The sequence below is a fragment of the Streptomyces sp. NPDC088732 genome (genome assembly GCF_044751205.1).
GTDB lineage: Bacteria > Actinomycetota > Actinomycetes > Streptomycetales > Streptomycetaceae > Actinacidiphila.
Map to the genome: position 1 here is coordinate 176,858 of NZ_JBIVLI010000010.1, position 22,358 is coordinate 199,215.

The following is a 22,358-nucleotide window of genomic DNA, read 5'->3' on the forward strand; positions in this document are numbered from 1 at the left end:
TCGGGCTGCCCCGTGCGGGGCCTCTCGCCGGTCAGTTGAAGGTGTCGGGGTCCGGCCCGATGCGGCCGCCGTCGTCGAGGGCGTCGATCGCGGCGATGTCGGCGTCGGTGAGCTCGAAGCCGAAGACGTCGAGGTTCTCGCGGATGCGCTCGGGCGTCACGGACTTCGGGATGACGACGTTGCCGAGCTGGAGGTGCCAGCGCAGGATCACCTGGGCGGGCGTCCTGCCGAGGCGGCCGGCGATGGAGGTGACGGCCGGGTCCCCGAGCAGCGCGCCCTGCGCGAGCGGGCTCCAGGCCTCGGTCGCGATGCCGTGCCGTGCGTGGAAGGCGCGCAGTTCGCGCTGCTGCAGCCGCGGGTGCAGCTCGACCTGGTTGACCGCCGGGGTGACGCCGCTGTCGTCCATCAGGCGCCGCAGGTGGGCGGGCTCGAAGTTGGAGACGCCGATGGCGCGCGCCCGCCCCTCGGAGCGGATCTTCTCGAAGGCGCGCCAGGTGTCCGTGTAGCGGTCGTGGGCGGGCGCGGGCCAGTGGATCAGATAGAGGTCCACGTGGTCGAGGCCCAGCCGGGCGAGGGAGGCGTCGAAGGCGGCCAGGGTGCTGTCGTACCCCTGGTCGGCGTTCCACAGCTTGGTGGTGACGAAGAGCTCGTCGCGGGGGATGCCGGAGGCGGCGAGCGCCTGGCCGACGCCGGTCTCGTTGCCGTAGATCGCGGCGGTGTCGATGCTGCGGTAGCCGCTCTCCAGGGCGGTGGTGACGGCGGCGGCCGTCTCGTCGTCGGGCACCTGGAAGACGCCGAAACCGAGCTGCGGCATGGTCACGCCGTTGTTGAGCGTGATGTGGGGGACGGGTGTGGTCATGGCGCTGATCCTTTCGCGTCACGGCCCGGCGGGGCCGTGGGGGCGAGTGCGGACGGGTGAACGTCCGGGCGGAGGGGGGAACCTTCCGCGCTTCCGCCCCTCACGCTATTTGCGTTCAAAGGTATTTGCAAACGCGGCATATGTGGGAGGGTGTGAAGGGAGCGCACGCCGCATGTCCGCGTACGGACCCTCCGTGCCGGCATGAATGGGCCGCGCTTGACGTTATGTGGCGTGTGCAAATATTGTGGACGCACGCTAGGCGTCATCGCAACCTTTGAGAGGTCCCCACCATGCCCATCGCGCTCCTGGCCCTCGCCATCGGGGCCTTCGGGATCGGAACCACCGAATTCGTGATCATGGGCCTGCTCCCGCAGGTCGCCTCCGACTTCGGCGTGTCCGTTCCCACCGCAGGCCTCCTGGTGACGGGCTACGGCCTCGGGGTCATGCTCGGCGCGCCGATCATGACGCTGCTGGGCACCAAGATGTCGCGCAAGAACATGCTCATGCTGCTCATGGCGCTGTTCGTCGCCGGCAACCTGGTGTCCGCGTTCGCCCCGGTGTTCGGCGTCATGCTGGCCGGCCGCATCCTGGCCTCCTTCACCCACGGCGCCTTCTTCGGCATCGGCTCGGTGGTCGCCGCCGAACTGGTCGCGCCGGAGAAGAAGGCCCGCGCCATCGCACTGATGTTCACCGGGCTGACCGTGGCGAACGTCGTCGGCGTGCCGCTCGGGACGTTCATCGGCCAGAGCGCCGGGTGGCGGGTGACCTTCGTGCTCGTCGCGGCCCTCGGCGTCCTCGGCCTGGCCGGCGTCGCCAAGCTGGTCCCCGACCTGCCCAAGCCCGAAGGCGTGAGCCTGCGGCACGAACTGGGCGCCTTCCGCAACGTGCAGGTCGTGCTGGCCATGGCCATGACCGTGCTGGGCTTCGGCGGCGTCTTCGCGGCCATCACCTACATCGCGCCGATGATGACCGACGTGGCCGGCTTCGCGGACTCGTCGATCACCTGGCTGCTCGTCCTGTTCGGCGCGGGCATGGTCGTCGGCAACCTGATCGGCGGCAGGTACGCCGACCGGGCCCTGATGCCGATGCTCTTCTCGGCGCTCGGTTCCCTGGCCGCCGTGCTCGCCCTGTTCACCCTCACCGCGCACAGCCGGCCCGCCGCCGCCGTGACCATCTTCCTGATCGGCGCCCTGGGCTTCGCCACCGTGCCGCCGCTCCAAAAGCGCGTCCTCGACCAGGCGTCCGGGGCGCCGACCCTCGCGTCGGCCGTGAACATCGGCGCCTTCAACCTCGGCAACGCCCTGTCCGCGTGGCTGGGCGGCATCGTCATCGCCGCGGGGCTCGGCTACACCGCGCCCAACGTGGTCGGCGCGGCCCTCACCGGCTCCGCCCTGGTCCTTGCCGTGGTCTCCGCGCGCCTCGACCGGCGCCGCGGCGGCCAGGGCCGGGCCGCCCGCGGCGGGGTCGTCGCCGATTCCCACGGCCACGAGCGGCCCTCGCTCGCCGGCCGGCACTGACCCCGCCCACCGCGGGCGCCGCGCCCGCGCCACCGCACCCCCACCGCGTCCCGGAAGGACCCCATGAACATCACCCGCATCCTCACCGACCGGATCGGCTTCGGCACCGCCCCGCTGGGCAACATGTTCCGGGCCATCCCCGAGGACGAGGCCGCCGCCACCGTGCAGGCGGCCTGGGACCAGGGCATCCGCTACTACGACACCGCGCCGCTGTACGGTGCCGGCCTGGCCGAGATCCGGCTCGGCGACGCCCTCGCCGGAAAGCCGCGCGATGAGTACGTGCTGAGCACCAAGGTCGGCCGCATCATCCTCGACGAGGTCGAGCCGGCGGCCCGTGAACTGGGCGAGAAGGGCAACCTCTTCGAGCACGGCCGCCCCAACACGATCGTCAACGACTACACCGCGGACGCCACGCTGCGCTCCGTCGAGGAGAGCCTCAAGCGCCTGCGCACGGACCGTGTCGACATCGTGTGGGTCCACGACATCGCGCAGGACTTCTACGGCGACGCCTGGCTGGAGAAGTTCGAACAGGCCCGCACCGGCGCCTTCCGCGCCCTGTCCCGGCTGCGGGAGGAGGGTGTGATCAAGGCCTGGGGCATCGGCGTCAACCGCGTCGAGCCGCTGGAGACCACCCTCGAACTCGACGAACCGCGCCCGGACGCCTTCCTGCTGGCCGGCCGCTACACCCTGCTCGACCACGAACGGGCCCTGCAGCGGCTGATGCCCGCCGCCGCGGCTGCCGGAGTCGGCATCGTCGTCGGCGGCCCGTACAGCTCCGGCGTCCTGGCCGGGGGCCGGCACTTCGAGTACGCGGAGGCCTCCCCGGAGATCCTCGCCAGGGTCGGGCGGATCAGGGACCTCGCCGACCGGCACGGCATCGGCATCAAGGCCGCGGCGCTGCAGTTCGCGCTCGCCAATCCGGCGACCGCCGCGGTCATCCCGGGCGCCACGAAGCCGGGCCGCATCGCCGAGGACCTCGCCGCGCTCCGCGAGCCGGTCCCCGCCGCCTTCTGGCGGGACCTGCGGGCGCAGGGCCTGGTGGCGCAGGACGCACCGCTGCCCGCCGCCTGACCGGCGGCGTACGGCGGGGCGGGCCCCGGCGGGCACACACCGCCGGTGCCCGCCCCGCTTCGGGGTGGTCCGTGGGCCGGTCAGCCCTGGAGTGCCTTGAGGAGGGCGTCCACGCCGTCGCGGTAGATCCCGGTGAAGAGGGCGACCACGTCGTCGTCGGCGACCCCCTGCGGGACGAAGCGGCCGGACCACTGGACCTCGGCCGCGTCCTTCTCGCCGGGGACCGCGTGCACCCGCAGTGTGGCCAGGTACCCGGTGGCGGGGAACGGGGTCTCCACGAAGGTGTAGGCGTAGGTCCGCTGCTCTTCGTCGAAGGACACCATGCGCTCCACGACGACCTCGCCGTCGGCGGTGCGGAGGCGGCGGACCCGCCCGCCCTCCATGAGGACGGTCTCGGTGATGGAGGGGTTCCACTCGGACAGCGAGCCGAAGCCGCCGATCAGTTGCCACACGCGCTCGGGGGACGCGGGGACGACCTGGCTCACCGAAGTCGAGGCCATGGGGGTTCTCCTGGTGTCGTCGGCTGGGTGCACCGGTGCACGGGGACGGGACGTCCGGCGGGGCGGGCGGTTCAGGCGCCGCCGGGCAGGGGCGCGAAGGGGCTGACGAGCGCCGCCTCGCGCAGGTCGTGCCAGAACGCGGCCGGGATCTCCTCCCGGGCCGCCGCGATGTCCTCGGCGATGCGGCTCGGCCGGGTCGCCCCGGGTACGACGGCGCAGGCGACCGGATGGGCGAGCGGGAACTGCAGCGCGGCCGCCTTGATCCCCACGCCGTGCCGGTCGGCGATCTCCTTGATCCGCCGGACCTTCTCGAGCACTTCGGCGGAGGCGGGACGGTACTCGAAGTGGTCGCCGCCGGCGAGCACTCCGGAGCTGTAGGGTCCGCCGACGACCATGCCGAGGCCCTGCTCCCGGGCGGTGGGCAGCAGCCGCTGCAGGGCGCGCTCGTGGTCCAGGAGCGTGTAACGGCCCGCGAGCAGGAAGCCGTCGGGCTGCGGTTCCTGCAAGTCCAGGGCGAGCTCGATGGGTTCGACGCGATTGGTGCCGATGCCCCACGCCTTGATGACACCGTCGTCGCGGAGGCGGGTGAGCACCCGGAAGGCGCCGGTGCGCGCCTCGTCGAACTTCTCCAGCCACGCGTCGCCGTGGAAGTCCTGGGCGATGTCGTGCACCCACACGATGTCGATGCGGTCGGTGCCCAGCCGCTTGAGACTGTCGTCGAGCGAGCGCTCGGTGGCGTCGGCGGTGTACTCGGTCACCATCGTCTTGGGCCGGCCGTGCTCGAACAGGCCGCCCTTGTCGCCCAGTTCGTGCTCGCGGGCGCTGGGGTCGCCCATCTCGTCGAACACGACGCGCCCGACCTTGGTGGACAGCACGTAGGTGTCCGAGGACTGCCGGGACAGGAGTTCACCGAGGCGCAGTTCCGCCAGGCCCGCTCCGTAGAACGGCGCCGTGTCGTAGTAGCGGATGCCCTGGTCCCAGGCCGCGCGGAGGGTCGCCCGTGCCTCCTCGTCCGGTACGGCGCGGAACATGTTGCCCAGCGGGGCGGTGCCGAAGCCGATGCGGTCGGGAAGGATCGAGGCAAGCCTCATGACGTGTCCCTTCAGCGATGTCCGGACATTCCAGCCTGACACGACTGAACAAACGATCGCAAAAGGGACTTCATGCCTGATCGTGCCGCGAACGGCAGCGCTTCTCACGGTGAGTTGAGGCCGGTCGCGCAACGCGACCGGCCTCCCGCGTGCTGCCCGGGGCTCAGACGGAGGCCGGGAGGTGCAGCCCCTCGACCGTCCTGACCAGCGGGGCCAGGTCGGGGTTCTTCGCCGCCTCGTCCAGCGCGTCGCGCAGCGCGCCGTCGTTGGTCGGCCGGGCCTCGGCGAGCAGCGCCAGGCCGGGCTCGGTGACGTCGGTGTAGATCCCGCGGCGGTCGGTGACGCACAGGTAGCGGCTGAGCAGCCCCCGGTCCTCCAGGCGGGTCACCAGGCGGGTCGTCGCGCTCTGGCTGAGCACGACGGCCTCGGCCACCTGCTTCATCTGCAGGTGGCCGCCCGGTCCGTCGTGCTGGCGGCTGAGCACCTCCAGCAGGGAGTACTCGCGCACGCTCAGCTCGTGTCCCGCCTGCAGGGCACGCTCGATGTGCGCCTCGATCCTGCCGTGCAGGGCCGAGAGGGCGTACCAGCTCTGCGAGAGCGCGGTCAGGGCCGGATCCGTCGCGGTCATCGCGGCCTCCCAGTCATCTACATCTGCAATAGTCAACGTCTGCAACTATTGTGAACGTCGCCTTGCCGCGGCGCAAGCATCCTGGTCAGCCCCGGCCGCCGGCGGCGCCCGCGGTGTCCAGGGCGCGTGCCGCCCTCTCGGCCGCCGCCGTGACCTCCGCGGCGGCACGCGCGGCACGCCCGGAGATCTTCCACCCCGCGACACGCAGCGCGACGGCCGGCGAGGGCGGGAAGACGCCGAGCTGGCCGAGCATCGTCAGGTCGTCGCGCAGGGCCTCGTGGCGGACCACCTTGCCGTCGCGGATGTCGAGCAGGTGCACCTGCTCGAAGTCGACCTCCCGGCCGGTGGGCGGGACGGCCTGGTCGAGCGTCCCGTCCTTGAAGCGGACGAACGGGCCCGTGTGCCTGCCCTGCATGCGCAGCCGCACCCAGACCTGGTGGTCGTTGGCCGCGACCCCGAGGATCGGGAAGCGCAGGCCGTCGAAGGCGGACCGCAGCCACACGCCCGAGGCCAGGGTTCCTGCGGGACCGGGGATCGCGCAGGCCGCGGGGGCGACCGCGGCCTCGCGGTTGTGGTTGTCCGCGCCGACGACCTCGGCGGCCAGCGCGGCGTCGCCCGTCTCGAGTATCCGGAAGAGCCCGTGTGCCAGTTCCACGGCGTCCATCGCCATTGTCGTGTGCCTTTCGCCCGCGTCGGTCGGTTCGGTGGCGCGGGTGATCGCGGGCCCGCGCATATTGAGGTTACTGAGCGCCCAATGAATAGGTCAAAGCGGGTCTCATTTTGACTAGGATGATCCCCGTGACCCAGAAGCGCGCATACGTCTCACCGCTCCGCGAGCAGGCCGCGGCACGCACTCGCGAACTGATCCTCGACCGGGCCGCCGCGCTCTTCGCCGACCGCGGCTACGCGCGCGTGACCGTCGCGGACATCGCCGCGGCGGCCGGTGTGGCGGCGAAGACGGTGTTCGCCAGCGTGGGGAGCAAGGGCGACATCCTGGACCGGATCGTCGACACCGCCGTCGTCGAGTCCGGGTACGGGGACGCCGTCGCCCACGTGCTCGCGCTGCGCACTCCCGCCGAGGCGCTGCGCGCCGTCGCCCACGGCACGCGGGCCGGCAACGAGAGCCAGTTCCGGGTCCACGAGGCCATCCGCAAGGCGCTGCCGGTGCACGAGAACGGCGAGGCGCTGTGGGAGCGGGCCACCGCCGCGTACCGAGAAGCGCTGCGCACCGTCGCCGTCCATCTGCACGGGCTCGACGAGCCGCCGTGCCATTGCGCCGTCGAGGAGACGGCCGACCTTCTGTGGTTCTGGTTCGGGCCCACCGGCTGGCGCACCCTCGTCGTCGAGAACGGCTGGCCGTGGGAGCGGGCCGAGGACATGCTGCACCGCACGGCCGTCGCCACCCTCTACTGACCGCTCGCCGCGGCCGCCGGCGGCTGGGGCGGTTTGGTTGTGCGTGCAATTATCATGCGCTTGCATTTATAGGCGCGTGCAATTATTGTCTCTGCTTGTAAGGCGCTGTTGCACTGATGTGGCGGCCTGGACGCCCGCGCCGAATGCCCCAGGCCCCCCGACGCCATCAGAGGAGACACCCCGCGTGACCACCCTGTTCGAGCCGTACACCCTCAGGTCGCTGACCATCCCCAACCGCGTCTGGATGGCGGCCATGTGCCAGTACAGTGCCGCACCGGACGGCCCCGAGGCCGGCATGCCGAACGACTGGCACTTCGCCCATCTGTCGGCCCGCGCGGCCGGCGGCACCGGCCTGATCATCACGGAGGCCACCGCTGTCGCCGCCGAGGGGCGGATCAGCCCCTACGACCTCGGCATCTGGAACGACACGCAGGTCGCGGCGTTCCGGCGCATCACGGACTTCCTGAAGTCCCAGGGCACCGTCCCCGGCATCCAGCTCGCCCACGCGGGCCGCAAGGCCTCGACCGAGCGCACCTGGGTCGACCGGGGCGCGCCGATCCCGCCCGGCGAGGGACACGGCTGGACGCCCGTGGGTCCGAGCCCCGTTCCCTTCGCCGAGAGCTCGACCACCCCGGCGGAGCTGACGACCGATGAGATCGCCGAAATCGTCCGGCAGTTCGCCGACGGGGCCCGCAGGGCGCTGGCCGCCGGCTTCCAGGTCGCCGAGATCCACGGAGCCCACGGCTATCTGATCCACCAGTTCCTCTCGCCCTACAGCAACCGCCGCACCGACGCCTACGGCGGCTCGTTCGAGGGCCGCACGCGCTTCGCCCTGGAGGTCGTCGACGCGGTCCGGTCCGTGTGGCCCGAGGAACTGCCGGTCTTCTTCCGGACCTCCGCGACCGACTGGCTCGCCGAGAACGCGGACGACGACCGCGAGGGCTGGACCGGCGAGGACACCGTCCGCTTCGCCAAGGAACTGCACGCCCGCGGTGTGGACCTGCTGGACGTCTCCACGGGCGGCAACGTCCCGGACGCCAGGATCGAGGCCGCCCCCGACTACCAGGTGCCCTACGCCGAGCAGGTGCGCACGGCGACCGGCATGCCGGTCGCGGCCGTCGGCCTGATCACCGATCCCGAGCAGGCGCAGGCCATCGTCGCCTCGGGCCGCGCGGACGCCGTGCTCCTCGGCCGGGAACTGCTGCGCGACCCGTACTGGGCCCGCCACGCCGCGCGAAAGCTCGGTGGCGAGGTCGCCACGCCCGTGCAGTACCACCGGGCGTAGGTCGCCGTGCGAGGGGCGGAGCGCGGGATACGCTCCGCCCCCCACCCATGCCGTCGCCGGTACGGGCCTCGGCCCTGTCGGCCGTTGCGGCGGGGACTGCGTCCGGTTTGCTCCGGGGGGCGGTTCCGGTGGTCCGTGGGCGTTGCGCGGTTGCGCCGGAGGAGGTGCATGGTCTGTCGTGTGCCGTCGCTGGTACGGGCCTCGGCCCCCGCCGGCTGTTGTGGCGTGGACTGCGTCCGGTTTGCCCCGGGGGGTGGTTCCGGTGGTCCGTGGGCGTTGCGCGGTTGCGCCGGAGGAGGTGCATGGTCTGTCGTGTGCTGCGCCCAGTGGGTCGCGCCGTGTGCCGTCGCCGGTACGGGCCTCGGCCCCGTGGGCCGTTGTGGCGCGGACTGCGTCCGGCTTGCTTCGGGGGTGAGTCTGCGGCCGAGGGCGGGACCGTGGGCCTCGCGCGGCTGCGCCGGAAGAAGTTGACCGGCACGCAGCGTGGCCGCCGGCCCGTTGGGCGTTGCGTCTTGCTCGGAACGTCGCCGGCTCCAACTGCTCCTCCGGGCAGCCGGGCGCCGGTCCGGGCCGCCCACGGTGAACTCGTGGACCCCGTACGGCTCCGCTCGGAGAGGTTGGCCGGGCCACAGCGCCGCAGGCCCGTGGGGCGCCGTGCCCTCGCCCGCGACGACGTCGGCGCCGGGCCACAACTGCCGCTCCGGGAAGCGGCGCCCGCCTGCCGCGTGCTGTTGCCGGCACGGGCCTCGGCCCGCCGGCCGTTCCGGCGGGGACTGCGGACGGCACGCCCTGGGGGCGGTCTTTGCCGACTGTCCGCACGCACTCCTCGGCGCCCGCCTGCCGCGTGGGGCTGCCCAGATCACCGAGTCGACGTGAAGCCGGTCCCGGCGGCGAGCCTGCGACCCTTGCCCGGCTCGGGCAGATGCCGGCACGAAGGCTGACCAGCAGGTAGCGCCGACGGCCGCCGACTGCTCCTCCGGGCCGCCCCCTGTGGACCCTGCGCGGCTGCGTCGGAAAGGTCGGCCGGCGCGCGGCGTCGCGGTCCATGAGGCATCGCGGCCTTGCTCGCGTCGGCGCCGGCTCCCCACTGCCGTTCCGGCGGGAAGTCGGCCCATGGCGAGGACCCCGTACGGCTCCGCCGGGAAGGATTGGCCCGCGCGCAGCGAAACGGTCCGGGCGGCCTCTCGGTGGCGCCGCCGGAGGGCCCCCAACTACCCGGCCGGACCATCGCGTTGGGCCGATCGGCGGCCTCGCCGCCCACTCAGGGGTGCGCCCGTGCCCCCGTGCCGCGCCGGACGGCAAGCGCTTCGCCGCCGCCGGGGAGCGCGTCGCACGGCGCTCCCCACGGGCGGCCCCGATGCCGGCAAGGCCGTTCACCTGCTTCCGGCTGCCCGCCGGCAAGCACTGGTCGTTCATTTGTTAACACCATTGACATATGACCCGCCCCCTCATACGGTCCTGCGTCGAAGCGCTTCGACGCGTCGCATCGAATCCATTCGATGAGGCGTCTCTCCGTTCGTACAGCCCAGGTGGAGGTCACTTCAATGTTGAAGGTGCGCAGACCGGCAGCTCTCGCGGCAGCTGCCCTGGCGGGCGTCCTGCTCATCACGTCGTGCGGCAGTTCCGGCGGCAGTGAGGAAGGCGACGGCAAGACCCTCAAGCTCTGGCACTACGAGGCCCCGAACAGCGCGATGGGTGTCGCCTGGGACCAGGCGATAGCGGAGTTCAAGAAGTCGCACCCCGGAGTCAAGGTGGAGTTCGAGGCCAAGGGCTTCGAGCAGGTCCAGAAGACCGCCTCGATGGTGCTCAACTCCAGCAACGCCCCTGACCTCATGGAGTACAACAAGGGCAACGCCACCGCCGGCCTGCTGGCCAAGCAGGGCCTGCTCACCGACCTCACGCCGGAGGTCACCAAGCACGGCTGGGACAAGCTGCTCAGCCCCAGCGTGACCACCACCAGCCGCTACGACGCCAAGGGCGTCATGGGCTCCGGGAACTGGTACGGCGTCCCCAACTTCGGCGAGTACACGATGGTGTACTACAACAAGGACCTGTTCCAGAAGAACGGCGTCCAGGTCCCCACCACGTTCGAGGAGTTCGAGCAGGCACTGGCCGCCTTCAAGGCCAAGGGCATCACCCCGCTCGCCAACGGAGGCGCGGAGTACCCGGCCCACCAGTACCTGTACCAGCTGGCGCTGACCAAGGCCGACCGCAGCTGGGTCGACGCCTTCGAGCTCTACAAGGGCAAGGCCGACTTCCACGACGCCGCCTGGACGTACGCCGCCAACACCCTCTCGGACTGGGTGAAGAAGGGCTACATAGCCAAGACGAGCAGCGGCGCCAAGGCCGAGGACGCCGGTGTCTCCTTCATCAGCGGCAAGTCCCCGATCTTCTTCTCCGGCAGCTGGTGGTACGGCCGCTTCCGTGACGAGAACAAGTTCCAGTGGGGCTCGTTCCTCTTCCCCGGCTCCAAGCTCACCCTCGGCTCCGGCGGCAACCTCTGGGTCGTCCCGAAGAACGCCAAGAACAAGCAGCTGGCCTACGACTTCATCGACATCACGATGAAGAAGGGGATCCAGAACACCCTCGGCAACAACGGCGGTGTGCCCGTCGCGGCCGAGCCCACGGCGATCACCGACCCCAGCTCCAAGGAGCTGATCGAGAACTTCAACAAGGTCTCGTCCCAGGACGGTCTGGCCTTCTACCCGGACTGGCCGGTCCCCGGCTTCTACGACGTCCTGGTCACCGAGACCCAGAAGCTGATCACCGGCAGCGCGAGCCCCAACGACGTGCTCGACGACCTCCAGAAGGCCTATGACGCGGGTGCGCCCACGTCATGAGTGCCCGACCGCTTCGGCTGCGCAACCCCTACGCGCTCTACCTGATCCCCGGTGTCATCGCCTTCCTGGCGGTCATCGTCGTGCCGTTCGTGATGAACATCTGGTTCAGCTTCACGCACTGGCAGGGCGTCGGCTCCCCGCAGTGGGCGGGCCTGGCCAACTACCGGGAACTGATGAAGGACGAGCGCTTCTGGGAGTCCTTCCGGCACAGCCTCGCCATGGTCGTGGCGATGGCGGTGGTCCCGACCGCCATCGGCCTCGTCGTCGCCGCGGCCCTGTTCGACTTCATCGGCAAGCACTTCGGATCGAAGCTGGCCAGCGTGCTGCGCGCCTGCTTCTACCTGCCCCAGGTCCTGCCCATCACCGTCGCCGGCATCGTCTGGAGCTGGATCCTCGCTCCCGAGAACGGCTCCCTCAACGAGGTGCTGAAGGCGGTCGGCCTGGGCTCGCTCCAGCAGGACTGGCTGGGCGACCCGAAGTTCGCGCTGTGGAGCGTGATGGCCGTGATGGTGTGGGTGCAGCTGGGCTTCCCCGTCGTGATCTTCATGGCGGGGCTCCAGCGGGCCGATCCGGCGCTGTACGAGGCGGCCGAGCTGGACGGGACGAACTGGTGGCAGCGTTTCTGGCACGTGACGCTGCCCCAGATCCGCCCCGAGATCTATGTGGTGATGCTCTGGTGCACCATCGCCGCGCTCAAGGTCTTCGGCGCCGTGTACGTCCTCACCAAGGGCGGACCGGCCGACGCGACCATCGTCCCGTCGTACTTCTCGTTCGCGACGTTCTTCGAGAAGACCGACGTCGGCTACGGCTCGACGATCGCGACGGTGCTCACCCTGCTCATCCTGGCGCTGACCATGGTCGGCCTGCGCTTCCAGACCCGCGCGGAGGACGCCCAGTGACCGCGGCAAAGCGCTACCCCGTACTGGTGGCGATCATCCTCGGCGCGATCTTCATGGTGCTGCCGCTCCTGATCGTGCTCAACAACGCGCTGAAGTCGCCCGCCGACTACTCCGCGCACGGCCCGCTCGCCCTGCCCCACGGCCTGCACTTCGACGCCATCTCCGACTTCTGGACGCGGGTCGACTTCGGGCAGATGCTGCTGAACTCGGTACTGATCTCCGGCCTGGTGGCGGTGTTCGGCGTGATCCTCTCGGTGCTCAACGCGTACGCGATCGGCATCGGCCGGATCAAGGGACGCGCGTGGATCCTCGGCTTCTTCGTGCTGGCCAACGTGCTGCCGCAGGAGGCCCTGGTCTACCCGCTGTACTACCTGTCCAAGCAGGTCGGGCTGTACGACACCCGGGTCAGCCTGATCATCGTGTTCAGCGTCATCCAGGCGGCGTTCGGCACCTATCTGCTCTCCTCGGTGCTCGGGGCCTTCCCCAAGGAGGTCATCGAGGCCGCCCGGATCGACGGCGCGAACAGCTGGCAGGTCCTGTGGCGGATGGTGGTCCCGATGAGCCGGCCCACCCTCGGCGTCCTGATGGTGTTCTTCTTCATCTGGACCTGGAACGAGTTCCTGCTGCCCCTCGTCATGCTGCCGTCGAACGACAACCAGACCGTCTCGGTCGCGCTCGGCGTCCTCCAGGGCCAGCGGCTGATGGACGCGACGATGACCAACGCGGCCGGCCTGCTCGGCGCACTGCCCGCCATCGTCTTCTTCCTGGTCTTCCAGCGGACCCTGACCCGCGGCATCGCCGTGGGCGCGGTGAAGTGACCCGGCCGCCGGCCGGTTCCGCCACCACCGCCCGCCCGCGGGGCGGCTGACCGCCCCGCGGGCCCCCCGCCGCTCTGCCTCCCGCCCCGCCTCCCCGGGCCGGAGGCAGAGCCCCCCATGCTTCCCACACGTACCGAGAACGCCGGTGGGCATCCACCGGGAAAGGCATCGCCATGAAGTTCACCGACGGGTACTGGCTGCTGCGCGAAGGCGTCACGGCGGCGTATCCGGCAGAGGTCCTCGATGCCGTCCCCGGAAACGGCACGCTGCGGATCTACGCACCCACCCAGCACATCCGGCACCGCGGCGACACCCTCAAGGGCCCGGTCGTCACCGTCGACTGCACCGCGCCGATGCCCGGCGTCATCGGCGTGCGCATCACCCACTTCGAGGGCGGTGTCGACGCCGGCCCGCACTTCGCCCTGCACGAGCAGCCGCACGAGCCCGTCGTGACCGTCGACGACAAGGAGGCCGTCCTCAGCTCCGGCGAGTTGAGCGTGCGCTTCGCCCGCGACGGCGACTGGCGGATGGAGTTCCGCGACGCCGACGGCCGCACGATTACCAGCAGCGACGTCAAGGCGATGGCGCTGATGAGCACCGCCGACGGCGGCCACCACGTCCGCGAGCAGCTGCGCCTGGGCGTCGGCACCTCCGTGTACGGCCTCGGCGAGCGCTTCGGGCCGCTGGTCAAGAACGGCCAGACCGTGGACATCTGGAACGCAGACGGCGGCACCAGCAGCGAGCAGAGCTACAAGAACGTCCCCTTCTACCTGACCGACGCCGGGTACGGCGTCTTCGTCGACGACCCCGGCAAGGTCTCCTTCGAGGTCGCCTCGGAGCAGGTCTCGCGCGTCCAGTTCAGCGCCGAGCGCCAGCAGTTGCAGTACTACGTCATCCACGGCCCCTCGCCGAAGGAGATCCTGCGCAAGTACACCGCGCTCACCGGCCGGCCGGCCCTGCCGCCCGCCTGGTCCTTCGGTCTCTGGCTGACCACCTCGTTCACCACCTCCTACGACGAGCAGACCGTCACCGGATTCGTCGAGGGCATGGCCGAGCGCGACCTGCCGCTGTCGGCCTTCCACTTCGACTGCTTCTGGATGCGCGAGTACAACTGGTGCGACTTCGAGTGGGACCCGCGGGTCTTCCCCGACCCCGAGGGGATGCTCCGCCGGCTCAAGGAGCGCGACCTGCACATCTGTGTGTGGATCAACCCCTACATCGCGCAGCGCTCCCCGCTGTTCGCGGAGGGCAGGGCCGCCGGCTACCTGCTCAGGCGCCCCGACGGCAGTGTCTGGCAGTGGGACCTGTGGCAGCCCGGCATGGCCCTGGTCGACTTCACCAACCCCGACGCCCGCGCCTGGTACGCCTCCAAGCTCGAAGGGCTCCTGGAGATGGGCGTGGACTGCTTCAAGACCGACTTCGGCGAGCGCGTGCCCACCGACGTCGCGTACTTCGACGGTTCCGACCCCGAGCGCATGCACAACTACTACCCCCAGCTGTACAACCAGACCGTCTTCGACGTGCTGCGCAAGCACCGCGGCGAGGGCGAGGCCGTGGTCTTCGCCCGCTCGGCGACGGCCGGCGGCCAGCAGTTCCCGGTGCACTGGGGCGGCGACTGCGAGTCCACGTACGAGTCGATGGCCGAGTCGCTGCGCGGCGGCCTGTCGCTCGGCCTGTCCGGCTTCGGCTACTGGAGCCACGACATCGGCGGCTTCGAAGGCCTGCCCGACGCCGGGCTGTTCAAGCGCTGGACCGCGTTCGGCATGCTCTCCTCGCACAGCCGGCTGCACGGCTCCTCGTCCTACCGCGTGCCGTGGTTGTTCGACGAGGAGGCGGTCGACGTCCTGCGGCACTTCACCAAGCTCAAGCTGAGCCTGATGCCCTACCTCTACGGCGCCGCCCACCAGGCGCACACCGAGGGCGTCCCGGTGATGCGGGCCATGGTGCTGGAGTTCCCCGACGACCCGGGCTGCGCGCCGCTGGACCGCCAGTACATGCTCGGCGGCGACCTGCTGGTGGCGCCGGTGTTCTCGGAGGACGGCGAGGTGTCGTACTACGTGCCCGAGGGCACCTGGACGCACTTCACCACCGGCGAGCGGGTCACCGGACCGAGGTGGGTGCGCGAGACGCACGACTACCTGAGCATGCCGCTGCTGGCCCGGCCCGGCTCCGCCATCGCCGTCGGCGCGGTCGACGACCGCCCCGACTACGTGTGGGCGGACGACGTGACCGTCCGGGTCTTCGAGCCCGCCGACGGCTCCCGAACCACCGTCCGGGTCCCCGGCCAGGACGGCCCGGCCGCCGCCGAGATCACCATCGTGCGCGACGGCGCCACCCTGCGGGCGGAGACCTCCGACGCCCGCCACCCGTGGGGCGTCGAGGTCGCGGGCGGGCCGGCCGCCCGCGCGGCCGCGGGCACGACGGTGCTCACGCTGGACCTGTCCGTCTAGCCGGACAGGGGACAGGGGGAGAAGGGGCAAGGGAGTCTCATGGTCAAGATCACCGATGTCGCGCGGCATGCGCAGGTGTCACCGAGCACCGTCAGCTACGCGCTGAGCGGCAAACGGCCGATCTCGCCCGAGACCCGCGAGCGCATCGAGAACAGCATCCGTGAACTGGGCTACCGGCCGCACGCCGGTGCCCGGTCGCTGGCCAGCAGCAGGTCACGGGTGCTGGGTCTCGTCCTGCCCCTGCGCAAGGGCATCCACGTGCCCGTGGTGATGCAGTTCGCGACCTCCGTGCTCACCGCCGCCCGCGAGCACGACCACGATGTCCTCCTCCTCACCCAGAGCGAGGGTGAGGAGGGGATCATCCGGGTCGCCGAGAGCGCCATGGCCGACGCGTTCATCATCATGGACGTCGAACTGGAGGACCGCAGGCTCCCGCTGCTGCGGACCATGGACCGCCCGTCGGTGCTCATCGGCTTCCCGTCCGACCCGGCCGGACTCACCTGCGTCGACCTGGACTTCACCGGGGCCGGCGAGGCCTGCGTGGAGCACCTGGCCTCGCTGGGCCACCGCACGGTGGCGCTGGTCGGCTCGCCCCCCGAGGTCTACGTCCGCGGCACCGGCTTCGCCCGCCGGGTCGCGGCCGGCTTCACGGCCGCCGCCGACCGGCTGGGCCTGCGCTCCTGCGTGCACCCGTGCCCGGAGACACCGGCCGCGGCCCGGGCGATGGCCGAGCAACTGCTCCGGGAACAGCCGTCGTTGACAGGCGTTGTGGTCCACAACGAACCCATCACCCAGCCGCTCATCGACGCCTTCACCGCCATGGGACTGCGGGTGCCCGAGGACATCTCCGTCACCGCGATCTGCCCCGACGAGATCGCCGAGCAGACCCCGCTGCCCATCACGTCCGTGTCCCTCCCGACGGCGGAGATCGGCACGCGCGCCGTGAACCTGCTCATCGCCAAGCTCACGGGCGAGGAGACCCCGGAGATCACGGTCCTCCCCGCCCACCTCACCCCTCGGGCCACCACGGCACCGCCACCCGCCGGGTAGTCCGGCCGCAGGCCGGCGTCCTGGTGTGCCAGGAACTGCCGTCGTGACGGATCATGACCCGCCGGCCGGCCTGGACGAGGTGCCCTGGGCCCGGTTGCGGCACTCCTACGGCACGGCGGACGACGTCCCCGGACACCTCCGGGCGATGCGGGGGGACGGGGTGTGGGAGGGCCAGTACCCGCCGATCGGGCAGCTCGCGCACCACATCGTGCACCAGGGCAAGCGCGATTCTCCCTGGCCGCTCGGAGTCGAGGAGGGCATGCGCCGGTGGAAGATCCCGACCAGGCGCGCCGCCCTGCGCGACTACCTCCGTGACGCCTCGTAGGCCTCGCGGATGGCTGCGGGGACACGCCCACGCTCATTGACGAGGTAGCCGTTGGCGTGGGCCCAGAGGCGTACCGGCACGTCCTGTGGACGGGGTTCGAGCGCGCGGGCCCGGGCAAGCCCGCCAGGGCCTCTCCACTCTCCCGAGGAGACCCCTTCCAGGCGGTCCGCCGCCTCGTGGAAGAAGGCGGACAACGAGGCGTACTCGTCCTCATGGGGAAATTCGGCTTCGCTCCACGTGCCGATGGTTCCGTCGACCGTGTCGAGGAACGTCCCGTAGTGACCGTCCGTCTCCGCGGCGATGGGCACCCACTCACGGCGCCACAACTGGTCGTCGGGATCCTCGGACGGACAGGCGTCCGCCATGCCCATCCGGCTCTGGTAGACCCACTCGATGTCCTTCAGGCCGAGCAGGAGACGGCCGTCGGGGAAGACCGCGTCGCACGTGTCGAAGTCGTTCGCCAGAAGCCACTGCCGCATGTCCCTTGGCAGCTCCAGACCCATGCGCCGTTCGGCACGGCTGATGGCCGCCTCGCTCCCGGGACCGCCGAGGGCGGCAAAACCCGCGGGATCGTGCCGCCGCATCCACGCCGTCACCCGGCCCCACGCCTCGCGTACGTCTGCCGTCCCCTGCGTCGGGGGTGACGTCCGTTGATCGTCCATGGTGTGACCGTACGCGGGCCCACTGACAGACCAGGGCTTCGGCAGCCCGTACAAGGTCCGCCGGGTCGTCCTCCCGATGGCGCAGCCCCGCGTGCTGTGCCCATGATGGTGCGATAGGGACGCCGCTCAGCCGTGCCCGCGAGCGCACGCTGCCCATGGGGGGCGACCAGGGCACACAGGCCGCCTCGTCCGCGTGCACCGGCGGCTCCCGCAGACGTATCACGTCAGGCAGGTGAATCATGGACACCTCCGCAGGCAGGGCCGGCAGGCTCGTCGCGCTCGTGGCAGCGCTGGCGGTCGTCCTGCTGGTCTCCTTCAGCGCGGGCACCGGAGCCAGGGGCGACAGCCGCGGGCGGGGCACGGCGGCGGAGCAGTCCCCGTCGCCGCAGTCCTTCCCGCAGGGGCGGCCGCCTGCCGGGTTCACGTCCAAGTACGCGGAAGTGAACGGCTTTCGCATGCACTACTTGCGGGGCGGCAGGGGCTCACCGGTCGTCCTGATCCACGGGTTCCCGCAGTCGTGGGCCGAGTGGCGGGACCAGATGGGCCCGTTGTCCAAGAACCACACGGTGATCGCGGTCGACCTGCGCGGCGCCGGCAACTCCGAGGTCACCAAGGGCGGTTACGCGAAGGCGCAGATGGCCCGGGACGTGCACGAGCTGCTGAAGCAGCTGAAGCTGAACAACGGCGTGCAGGTCGTCGGGCACGACGTCGGTCTGTGGGTCAGCTACGCCTACGCGGCCCAGTGGCCGCGGGAGGTGCGCCGGATGGCCGTGATGGAAGCGCCCGTCCCGGACGACGGCATGTACAGCTTCCCGGCCCTGAACGCCAACCCGAAGGTCCCGTCCATGTGGCACTTCGGTCTGTTCCAGCTGCCCCTCGCCGAGCGCCTGATCGCCGGTCACGAGCGTGTCTTCGTCGAGGGCTTCGTCGGGGAGCTGCTGCAGAACAAGTCCGCGTTCACGCCGTCCGACTACGACTTCTACGCCCACTACCTGAAGGAACCGGGCCGTACGGTGGCCTGGATGAAGATGTACCGCGAGTTGCGCGGGGACGTCGAGCAGAACAAGAAGTTCCTGGCCCAGGGCAAGCTGAGGATGCCGGTCCTGGCGGTGGGCGGCCAGTCGTCGTTCGGCGGCAGGATCGCCGACCAGTGGCGCACCTACGCGGTGGACGTCGAGGGCCGGGTCGTCAAGGGCTCGGGCCACTGGGTGACCGAGGAGCAGCCCCAGGACGTGACGAACCTGCTGAAGTCCTTCCTGCAGAAGTAGTCCCGGCCGGGCCGCCCGCGAGGGGGCGGCCCGGCCGCCGGGCTATTCGGTGCGCAGTCCGTCCGGCCGCATCATCCGCACCAGCGCCGGCAGGCTGAGCGCGGTCACCAGCAGGACGACGCCCGCCGCGATGCCGGCCATCGCGGCGACGCCCGGCCAGTCGACGCCGACCGCGGCGTCGACCATGCGGAGCAGGACCGCGCCCAGGCCGATGCCCACCGCTGTGGCCAGCGCGAGGCCGAGGGCGACGGGCAGGGCCGTCTGCCACAGGACGGACAGACTCAGTGTGCTGCGCCGGGTGCCGAAGGCGACGAGCGTCGACAGCAGCCTGCGGCGCTCGCGCAGTTGCTCCAGCTGGGAGACGAGCAGACTGGCCCCGATCAGCAGCAGCACGCACGTGGCGCCGACCAGCAGGCCGGTGCGGATGGTGGAGAAGCGCCGGTTCTGCTCGGTGGCGGCGAAGGCCGCCGGGAACGCCAGGGGGTCGATCCGGGCGGCGGCGTTGCGCAGCAGGTCCCGGGCGTCGGGCACGGCCGGGTCGAGGGAGACGTACACCTTGCCGGTGAGCGCCGCTCCGGCCGCGGCGGGAAAGGCGCCGGGGGTGACGAGCACGCCGCCGCGCTCGTATCCCGAGGGGTCGCTGCGCAGCGACGCCGCCTTCAGGGTGCGCGGCAGCCGCCAGGGGACGCGCAGTGCGGCGGCGTCCTCGCCGTAGCCGGGGTCCACGTACACGGTTCTGCCGGGGCGGGCGAGAGCGGCCGTGTCCCGGTCGTACTCCCGGTTCCCGATCACGAAGGTGTCCCCGTCCCGGCAGGAGGGCAGCGTGGCGACCTCGCGGAGCGCGGCGCAGCCGCCGACGGTGAGTTCGACGTAGCGCTGCGCGGCGGTGGCCCGTTCGCCGAGTACGCCCTCGGAGAGCCCGGTCGCACCCCGTACGCCCCGGGTGGACTCCAGGGTGCGTGTCGCGTCGGCCACGGGAACGGCGGCGGGCAGGGCGACCGCCATCTGGGCGCGCGTCAGGTCGTTGCCGGTGTGCCGGGTGTAGTCGGCCTGGACGCCCGCGAACAGCATCTGCAACGCGATGGCGCCCGCGACCGCCACCGCGATGCCGTTGACCGTGCGTGCCGCGGTGCCGCTGCTCAACTGGAGTCTGCGCACTGCGAGTTGCCAGGACGGAGAGCCCGCGCCCAGGCGGGGGACGACGGCCTCCACGATCCAGGGGAGCAGGGCTGTGACTCCGACCAGCAGCAGCACGGTGCCGCCGATGACCATGGCCTGGTTGAAGTCCCCGTTGTTCCGCCCCTGACCCATCATGGGGGCGAGCAGGCCGAGACCGCCCAGTGGCATCAGCAGCCGCCACCACAGCCGGCGCCGCGGCGGCCTCGCGGTGCGGACGACACCCAGGGGTTCCACCACGACGCCGCGCAGGGCCGACAGCGTCACCACGACCGCGGCCACGGGAACGGCGACCACCACCAGGCCGGCGAGGGCGGGTACGGGATCGAGGTCGCCGGAGAAGACATCGACGCCGAAGACCGTGAACCGGTCGGCCACCGAGCGGCCGAGCGCGAACAGCGCGCCGCCGACGGCGAGTCCGCCCGTCGCCCCGGCCAGCGCCTCGCCCGCGGCGACCCGCCGCGTCGTGTGCGTGTCGGCGCCGACCAGGCGCAGGGCGGCGAGCCGGCGGTCGCGCCGCTCCCCGCCGAAGCGCACGGCGGACGCGATGAACACCCCGACCGGGACCAGCAGGACCACGGAGACGATCAGCACGAGGAGCACCAGCACCGGGTCGGGGCCGAGACCGGGGTCGCGGGAACCGAAGGCGTGGATGCGCTCGACCCGGCCGAGGGCGGCGCCGGGGCGCAGCCCCGACACGCCCGCGTAGTAGGCGAGTTCGCCCGGTCCGACCAGCCCGTCCTCGCCGATGGTCCCGCTGACGCGGTACGGCAGCCGCTCCCGCAGCAGGGCGCCGCCGGGCGAGTCCAGGAGGCGGCGCAGCGCGGGGGAGAGCAGCATCGTGCCGCGGCCGGGCAGTTGGTCCACACCCGGCGGCAGGGGGGCGCGCGGCCCCTCGGGCTGGACGAGTCGGCCTCGGATGTCCTCGCCGCGCCAGCTGGTGTCGGTGACGGCGATCAGCATCGTGTCGGCGGCCGGGTCACGGGCGAGCGAACGGGACGTCATGTCGTTGCGGGCGCGTTCGCGGTCGTGGCGGTGGCCCAGCGCGTTGGGCACGGCGGTGGTGAGCAGCAGCAGGGTCACCCCGAGGCCCACCCCGACGGCGGTGAGCACGGTGCGGGCCCAGCCCTCGCGTCCGCCGGTCACGGAGAACCGCATCCCCATCGCCAGGTCGCGGATCAGGCCCCGCACACGGCCCGTGCCGCTCATGCGGCACGCTCCGCGGCGCGGGCCCGGCCGTCGCGCACGACGACCTCGCGGTCGGACCAGGCGGCGACCCGCGCCTCATGGGTGACCAGCACGACCGCGGCGCCCGTGTCGCGGGCGGCCCCGGTGAGCGCCTCCATCACGCGTTCGCCGTTGAGGGAGTCCAGGGCGCCGGTCGGCTCGTCGGCGAACAGCACGCGCGGGGTGGTGACCAACGCGCGGGCGACCGCCACGCGTTGTCCCTGTCCGCCGGATATCGCGCCGGGCCGCCGTCCGGCCACGTCGTCGACCTCCAGCCGGCGCAGCCATTCCATGGCCGTGCGCGCCGCCTCCTTGCGCGGGGTGCCGCCCAGCCGGAGGGGCAGTGCCACGTTCTCGGCGCAGGTCAGTTCGGGCACCAACTGCCCGAACTGGAAGACGAAGCCGAAGTCGGCCCGGCGCAGCGCGCTGCGCGCGGTGTCGTTCATCGCGGACACCTCGCGCCCGTCGTACGTGATCGTGCCGGAGTCCGGCGGCACGATGCCGGCGAGGCAGTGCAGCAGCGTGGACTTGCCGGAGCCCGACGGGCCGAGCACCGCGACGACCTCGCCGGGGCGCAGGGCGAAGTCCGTCCCGGCGAGGGCCGGCGTGCTGCCGTAGCTCTTGTGCAGGTCCGTTGCGGTGAGCAGGGGTTGAGGGGCCGTCACGCGCGGACCTCCTGGGCGAGCCGGTCCAGGCGGGCGGCGGTCAGTTCCAGCCAGCGCAGGTCGGCCTCCAGGTGGAACAGGGCGTGGTCGCAGATGAGCTGGTCGGCGAGGTCCCCGGTGCGCTTGCGTTCGGTGAGCGTCCGCATGAGCCGCAGGTGCTCGGAGCGCTGCACGTCGAGCACGCCCGCGGCGTCGCGTCGGGTGAGCAGTGCGAGGACGACCTTGGTGTAGAGCGTCGACTGCAGGTAGGGCTCGGGCTTCTCGGGAGTCCCCAGCCAGCGCTGGACGTCGGTGACCCCGGCGTCGGTGATGGCGTACCGCTTGCGCTCGGGGCCCTCGCCGGGCTCTATGGCGTCCACTTCGACCAGGCCGTTCCTGAGCAGCCGTGACATCGTCGAGTACACCTGCCCGTAGTGCAACGGGCGGTCGTGGCCGAAGCGTTCGTCGAACGCGCGCTTGAGGTCGTAACCGTGGCGCGGGCCGGATTCGAGGAGGCCCAGGAGGGCGTGACCGATGGACATGGCCGTCACTGTACATACGAGGTATACACCTCGTGTAGACAGGGCGGTCCCGGCCCGCGGGAACCGTCCCGCCACCCCACTATGAATTCCGTG

At 71.5% G+C, this 22,358-nt stretch carries 20 protein-coding genes; 11 read left to right on the forward strand and 9 right to left on the reverse strand.

Annotated features, from left to right (window positions below):
* Positions 1-31 precede the first annotated feature (31 nt).
* Complete coding sequence (locus tag ACIP9H_RS18905) at positions 32-859, reverse strand: aldo/keto reductase (protein ID WP_401587038.1); 828 nt, start codon at positions 857-859, stop codon at positions 32-34.
* Between the two features lie 290 nt (positions 860-1,149).
* Here ACIP9H_RS18905 and ACIP9H_RS18910 point away from each other — a divergent pair, with 290 nt between their 5' ends.
* Together ACIP9H_RS18910 and ACIP9H_RS18915 are read left to right on the forward strand one after the other, a co-directional pair.
* Positions 1,150-2,376: an MFS transporter gene (locus tag ACIP9H_RS18910; protein WP_401587040.1), complete on the forward strand. Its 1,227-nt coding sequence runs from the start codon at positions 1,150-1,152 to the stop codon at positions 2,374-2,376.
* Positions 2,377-2,439: 63 nt separating this feature from the next.
* Positions 2,440-3,447 carry an aldo/keto reductase gene (locus tag ACIP9H_RS18915; RefSeq protein ID WP_401587042.1) on the forward strand — a complete coding sequence of 336 codons (1,008 nt, stop codon included), beginning with the start codon at positions 2,440-2,442 and terminating at the stop codon, positions 3,445-3,447.
* Between the two features lie 80 nt (positions 3,448-3,527).
* On the opposite strand, the gene ACIP9H_RS18920 is transcribed toward ACIP9H_RS18915, so the two are convergent.
* The 4 genes from ACIP9H_RS18920 to ACIP9H_RS18935 all read right to left on the reverse strand — a co-directional run bounded on the left by ACIP9H_RS18920 (position 3,528) and on the right by ACIP9H_RS18935 (position 6,336).
* Positions 3,528-3,947, reverse strand: coding sequence for an SRPBCC family protein (locus ACIP9H_RS18920; protein WP_401587045.1), 420 nt, complete (start codon positions 3,945-3,947; stop codon positions 3,528-3,530).
* Positions 3,948-4,018: 71 nt separating this feature from the next.
* On the reverse strand, positions 4,019-5,038 hold the full coding sequence (locus ACIP9H_RS18925; protein WP_401959836.1) for an aldo/keto reductase: 1,020 nt from the start codon (positions 5,036-5,038) through the stop codon (positions 4,019-4,021).
* A gap of 163 nt (positions 5,039-5,201) precedes the next feature.
* On the reverse strand, positions 5,202-5,666 hold the full coding sequence (locus tag ACIP9H_RS18930; RefSeq protein WP_401587050.1) for a MarR family winged helix-turn-helix transcriptional regulator: 465 nt from the start codon (positions 5,664-5,666) through the stop codon (positions 5,202-5,204).
* A gap of 85 nt (positions 5,667-5,751) precedes the next feature.
* Complete coding sequence (locus ACIP9H_RS18935; RefSeq protein WP_401959838.1) at positions 5,752-6,336, reverse strand: ester cyclase; 585 nt, start codon at positions 6,334-6,336, stop codon at positions 5,752-5,754.
* Between the two features lie 128 nt (positions 6,337-6,464).
* Here ACIP9H_RS18935 and ACIP9H_RS18940 point away from each other — a divergent pair, with 128 nt between their 5' ends.
* The 8 genes from ACIP9H_RS18940 (at position 6,465) to ACIP9H_RS18975 (ending at position 16,746) form a co-directional block, all read left to right on the forward strand.
* Complete coding sequence (locus ACIP9H_RS18940; protein WP_401587055.1) at positions 6,465-7,079, forward strand: TetR/AcrR family transcriptional regulator; 615 nt, start codon at positions 6,465-6,467, stop codon at positions 7,077-7,079.
* A gap of 184 nt (positions 7,080-7,263) precedes the next feature.
* Positions 7,264-8,364: an NADH:flavin oxidoreductase/NADH oxidase gene (locus ACIP9H_RS18945; protein ID WP_401959840.1), complete on the forward strand. Its 1,101-nt coding sequence runs from the start codon at positions 7,264-7,266 to the stop codon at positions 8,362-8,364.
* A 1,544-nt stretch (positions 8,365-9,908) separates the two neighbouring features.
* On the forward strand, positions 9,909-11,204 hold the full coding sequence (locus tag ACIP9H_RS18950) for an extracellular solute-binding protein (RefSeq protein WP_401587061.1): 1,296 nt from the start codon (positions 9,909-9,911) through the stop codon (positions 11,202-11,204).
* Positions 11,201-12,103 carry a carbohydrate ABC transporter permease gene (locus ACIP9H_RS18955; RefSeq protein ID WP_401587063.1) on the forward strand — a complete coding sequence of 301 codons (903 nt, stop codon included), beginning with the start codon at positions 11,201-11,203 and terminating at the stop codon, positions 12,101-12,103. Before ACIP9H_RS18950 ends, ACIP9H_RS18955 begins: the two co-directional genes overlap by 4 nt.
* A 53-nt stretch (positions 12,104-12,156) precedes the next feature.
* On the forward strand, positions 12,157-12,921 hold the full coding sequence (locus ACIP9H_RS18960) for a carbohydrate ABC transporter permease (protein WP_360904035.1): 765 nt from the start codon (positions 12,157-12,159) through the stop codon (positions 12,919-12,921).
* Positions 12,922-13,094: 173 nt separating this feature from the next.
* Positions 13,095-15,371, forward strand: a complete 2,277-nt coding sequence (yicI, locus tag ACIP9H_RS18965) for an alpha-xylosidase (RefSeq protein ID WP_401959843.1) — start codon at positions 13,095-13,097, stop codon at positions 15,369-15,371.
* A 39-nt stretch (positions 15,372-15,410) separates the two neighbouring features.
* Positions 15,411-16,421 carry a LacI family DNA-binding transcriptional regulator gene (locus tag ACIP9H_RS18970; RefSeq protein ID WP_401959845.1) on the forward strand — a complete coding sequence of 337 codons (1,011 nt, stop codon included), beginning with the start codon at positions 15,411-15,413 and terminating at the stop codon, positions 16,419-16,421.
* A gap of 43 nt (positions 16,422-16,464) precedes the next feature.
* Positions 16,465-16,746: a hypothetical protein gene (locus tag ACIP9H_RS18975; protein WP_401959847.1), complete on the forward strand. Its 282-nt coding sequence runs from the start codon at positions 16,465-16,467 to the stop codon at positions 16,744-16,746.
* Here the strand turns inward: ACIP9H_RS18975 and ACIP9H_RS18980 are convergent.
* Positions 16,725-17,408: a histone-like nucleoid-structuring protein Lsr2 gene (locus ACIP9H_RS18980; RefSeq protein WP_401587073.1), complete on the reverse strand. Its 684-nt coding sequence runs from the start codon at positions 17,406-17,408 to the stop codon at positions 16,725-16,727. The two genes, ACIP9H_RS18975 and ACIP9H_RS18980, sit on opposite strands and share 22 nt — an antisense overlap.
* Positions 17,409-17,647: 239 nt before the next feature.
* Here ACIP9H_RS18980 and ACIP9H_RS18985 point away from each other — a divergent pair, with 239 nt between their 5' ends.
* The gene (locus ACIP9H_RS18985; protein WP_401959849.1) at positions 17,648-18,676 is read left to right on the forward strand and encodes an alpha/beta fold hydrolase; all 1,029 of its coding nucleotides are present in this window, start codon (positions 17,648-17,650) and stop codon (positions 18,674-18,676) included.
* A 42-nt stretch (positions 18,677-18,718) separates the two neighbouring features.
* Here the strand turns inward: ACIP9H_RS18985 and ACIP9H_RS18990 are convergent, their stop codons facing one another.
* The 3 genes from ACIP9H_RS18990 to ACIP9H_RS19000 are packed head-to-tail and all read right to left on the reverse strand — an operon-like array spanning position 18,719 to position 22,265.
* Positions 18,719-21,061 carry an FtsX-like permease family protein gene (locus tag ACIP9H_RS18990; protein ID WP_401959851.1) on the reverse strand — a complete coding sequence of 781 codons (2,343 nt, stop codon included), beginning with the start codon at positions 21,059-21,061 and terminating at the stop codon, positions 18,719-18,721.
* On the reverse strand, positions 21,058-21,744 hold the full coding sequence (locus ACIP9H_RS18995; RefSeq protein ID WP_401587080.1) for an ABC transporter ATP-binding protein: 687 nt from the start codon (positions 21,742-21,744) through the stop codon (positions 21,058-21,060). Before ACIP9H_RS18995 ends, ACIP9H_RS18990 begins: the two co-directional genes overlap by 4 nt.
* Entirely contained in the window at positions 21,741-22,265 is a 525-nt protein-coding gene (locus ACIP9H_RS19000) for a PadR family transcriptional regulator (protein WP_401587082.1), read from the reverse strand. Before ACIP9H_RS19000 ends, ACIP9H_RS18995 begins: the two co-directional genes overlap by 4 nt.
* Positions 22,266-22,358 lie beyond the last annotated feature (93 nt).

Bases quoted from the DNA above. Each gene is read 5' to 3' on its own strand.
- ACIP9H_RS18905 (WP_401587038.1), bottom strand. From the start codon at position 859: ATGACCACACCCGTCCCCCACATCACGCTCAACAACGGCGTGACCATG.
- ACIP9H_RS18910 (WP_401587040.1), top strand. From the start codon at position 1,150: ATGCCCATCGCGCTCCTGGCCCTCGCCATCGGGGCCTTCGGGATCGGA.
- ACIP9H_RS18915 (WP_401587042.1), top strand. From the start codon at position 2,440: ATGAACATCACCCGCATCCTCACCGACCGGATCGGCTTCGGCACCGCC.
- ACIP9H_RS18920 (WP_401587045.1), bottom strand. From the start codon at position 3,947: ATGGCCTCGACTTCGGTGAGCCAGGTCGTCCCCGCGTCCCCCGAGCGC.
- ACIP9H_RS18925 (WP_401959836.1), bottom strand. From the start codon at position 5,038: ATGAGGCTTGCCTCGATCCTTCCCGACCGCATCGGCTTCGGCACCGCC.
- ACIP9H_RS18930 (WP_401587050.1), bottom strand. From the start codon at position 5,666: ATGACCGCGACGGATCCGGCCCTGACCGCGCTCTCGCAGAGCTGGTAC.
- ACIP9H_RS18935 (WP_401959838.1), bottom strand. From the start codon at position 6,336: ATGGCGATGGACGCCGTGGAACTGGCACACGGGCTCTTCCGGATACTC.
- ACIP9H_RS18950 (WP_401587061.1), top strand. From the start codon at position 9,909: ATGTTGAAGGTGCGCAGACCGGCAGCTCTCGCGGCAGCTGCCCTGGCG.
- ACIP9H_RS18955 (WP_401587063.1), top strand. From the start codon at position 11,201: ATGAGTGCCCGACCGCTTCGGCTGCGCAACCCCTACGCGCTCTACCTG.
- ACIP9H_RS18960 (WP_360904035.1), top strand. From the start codon at position 12,157: ATGGTGCTGCCGCTCCTGATCGTGCTCAACAACGCGCTGAAGTCGCCC.
- yicI (WP_401959843.1), top strand. From the start codon at position 13,095: ATGAAGTTCACCGACGGGTACTGGCTGCTGCGCGAAGGCGTCACGGCG.
- ACIP9H_RS18970 (WP_401959845.1), top strand. From the start codon at position 15,411: ATGGTCAAGATCACCGATGTCGCGCGGCATGCGCAGGTGTCACCGAGC.
- ACIP9H_RS18980 (WP_401587073.1), bottom strand. From the start codon at position 17,408: ATGGACGATCAACGGACGTCACCCCCGACGCAGGGGACGGCAGACGTA.
- ACIP9H_RS18985 (WP_401959849.1), top strand. From the start codon at position 17,648: ATGGACACCTCCGCAGGCAGGGCCGGCAGGCTCGTCGCGCTCGTGGCA.
- ACIP9H_RS18990 (WP_401959851.1), bottom strand. From the start codon at position 21,061: ATGAGCGGCACGGGCCGTGTGCGGGGCCTGATCCGCGACCTGGCGATG.
- ACIP9H_RS19000 (WP_401587082.1), bottom strand. From the start codon at position 22,265: ATGTCCATCGGTCACGCCCTCCTGGGCCTCCTCGAATCCGGCCCGCGC.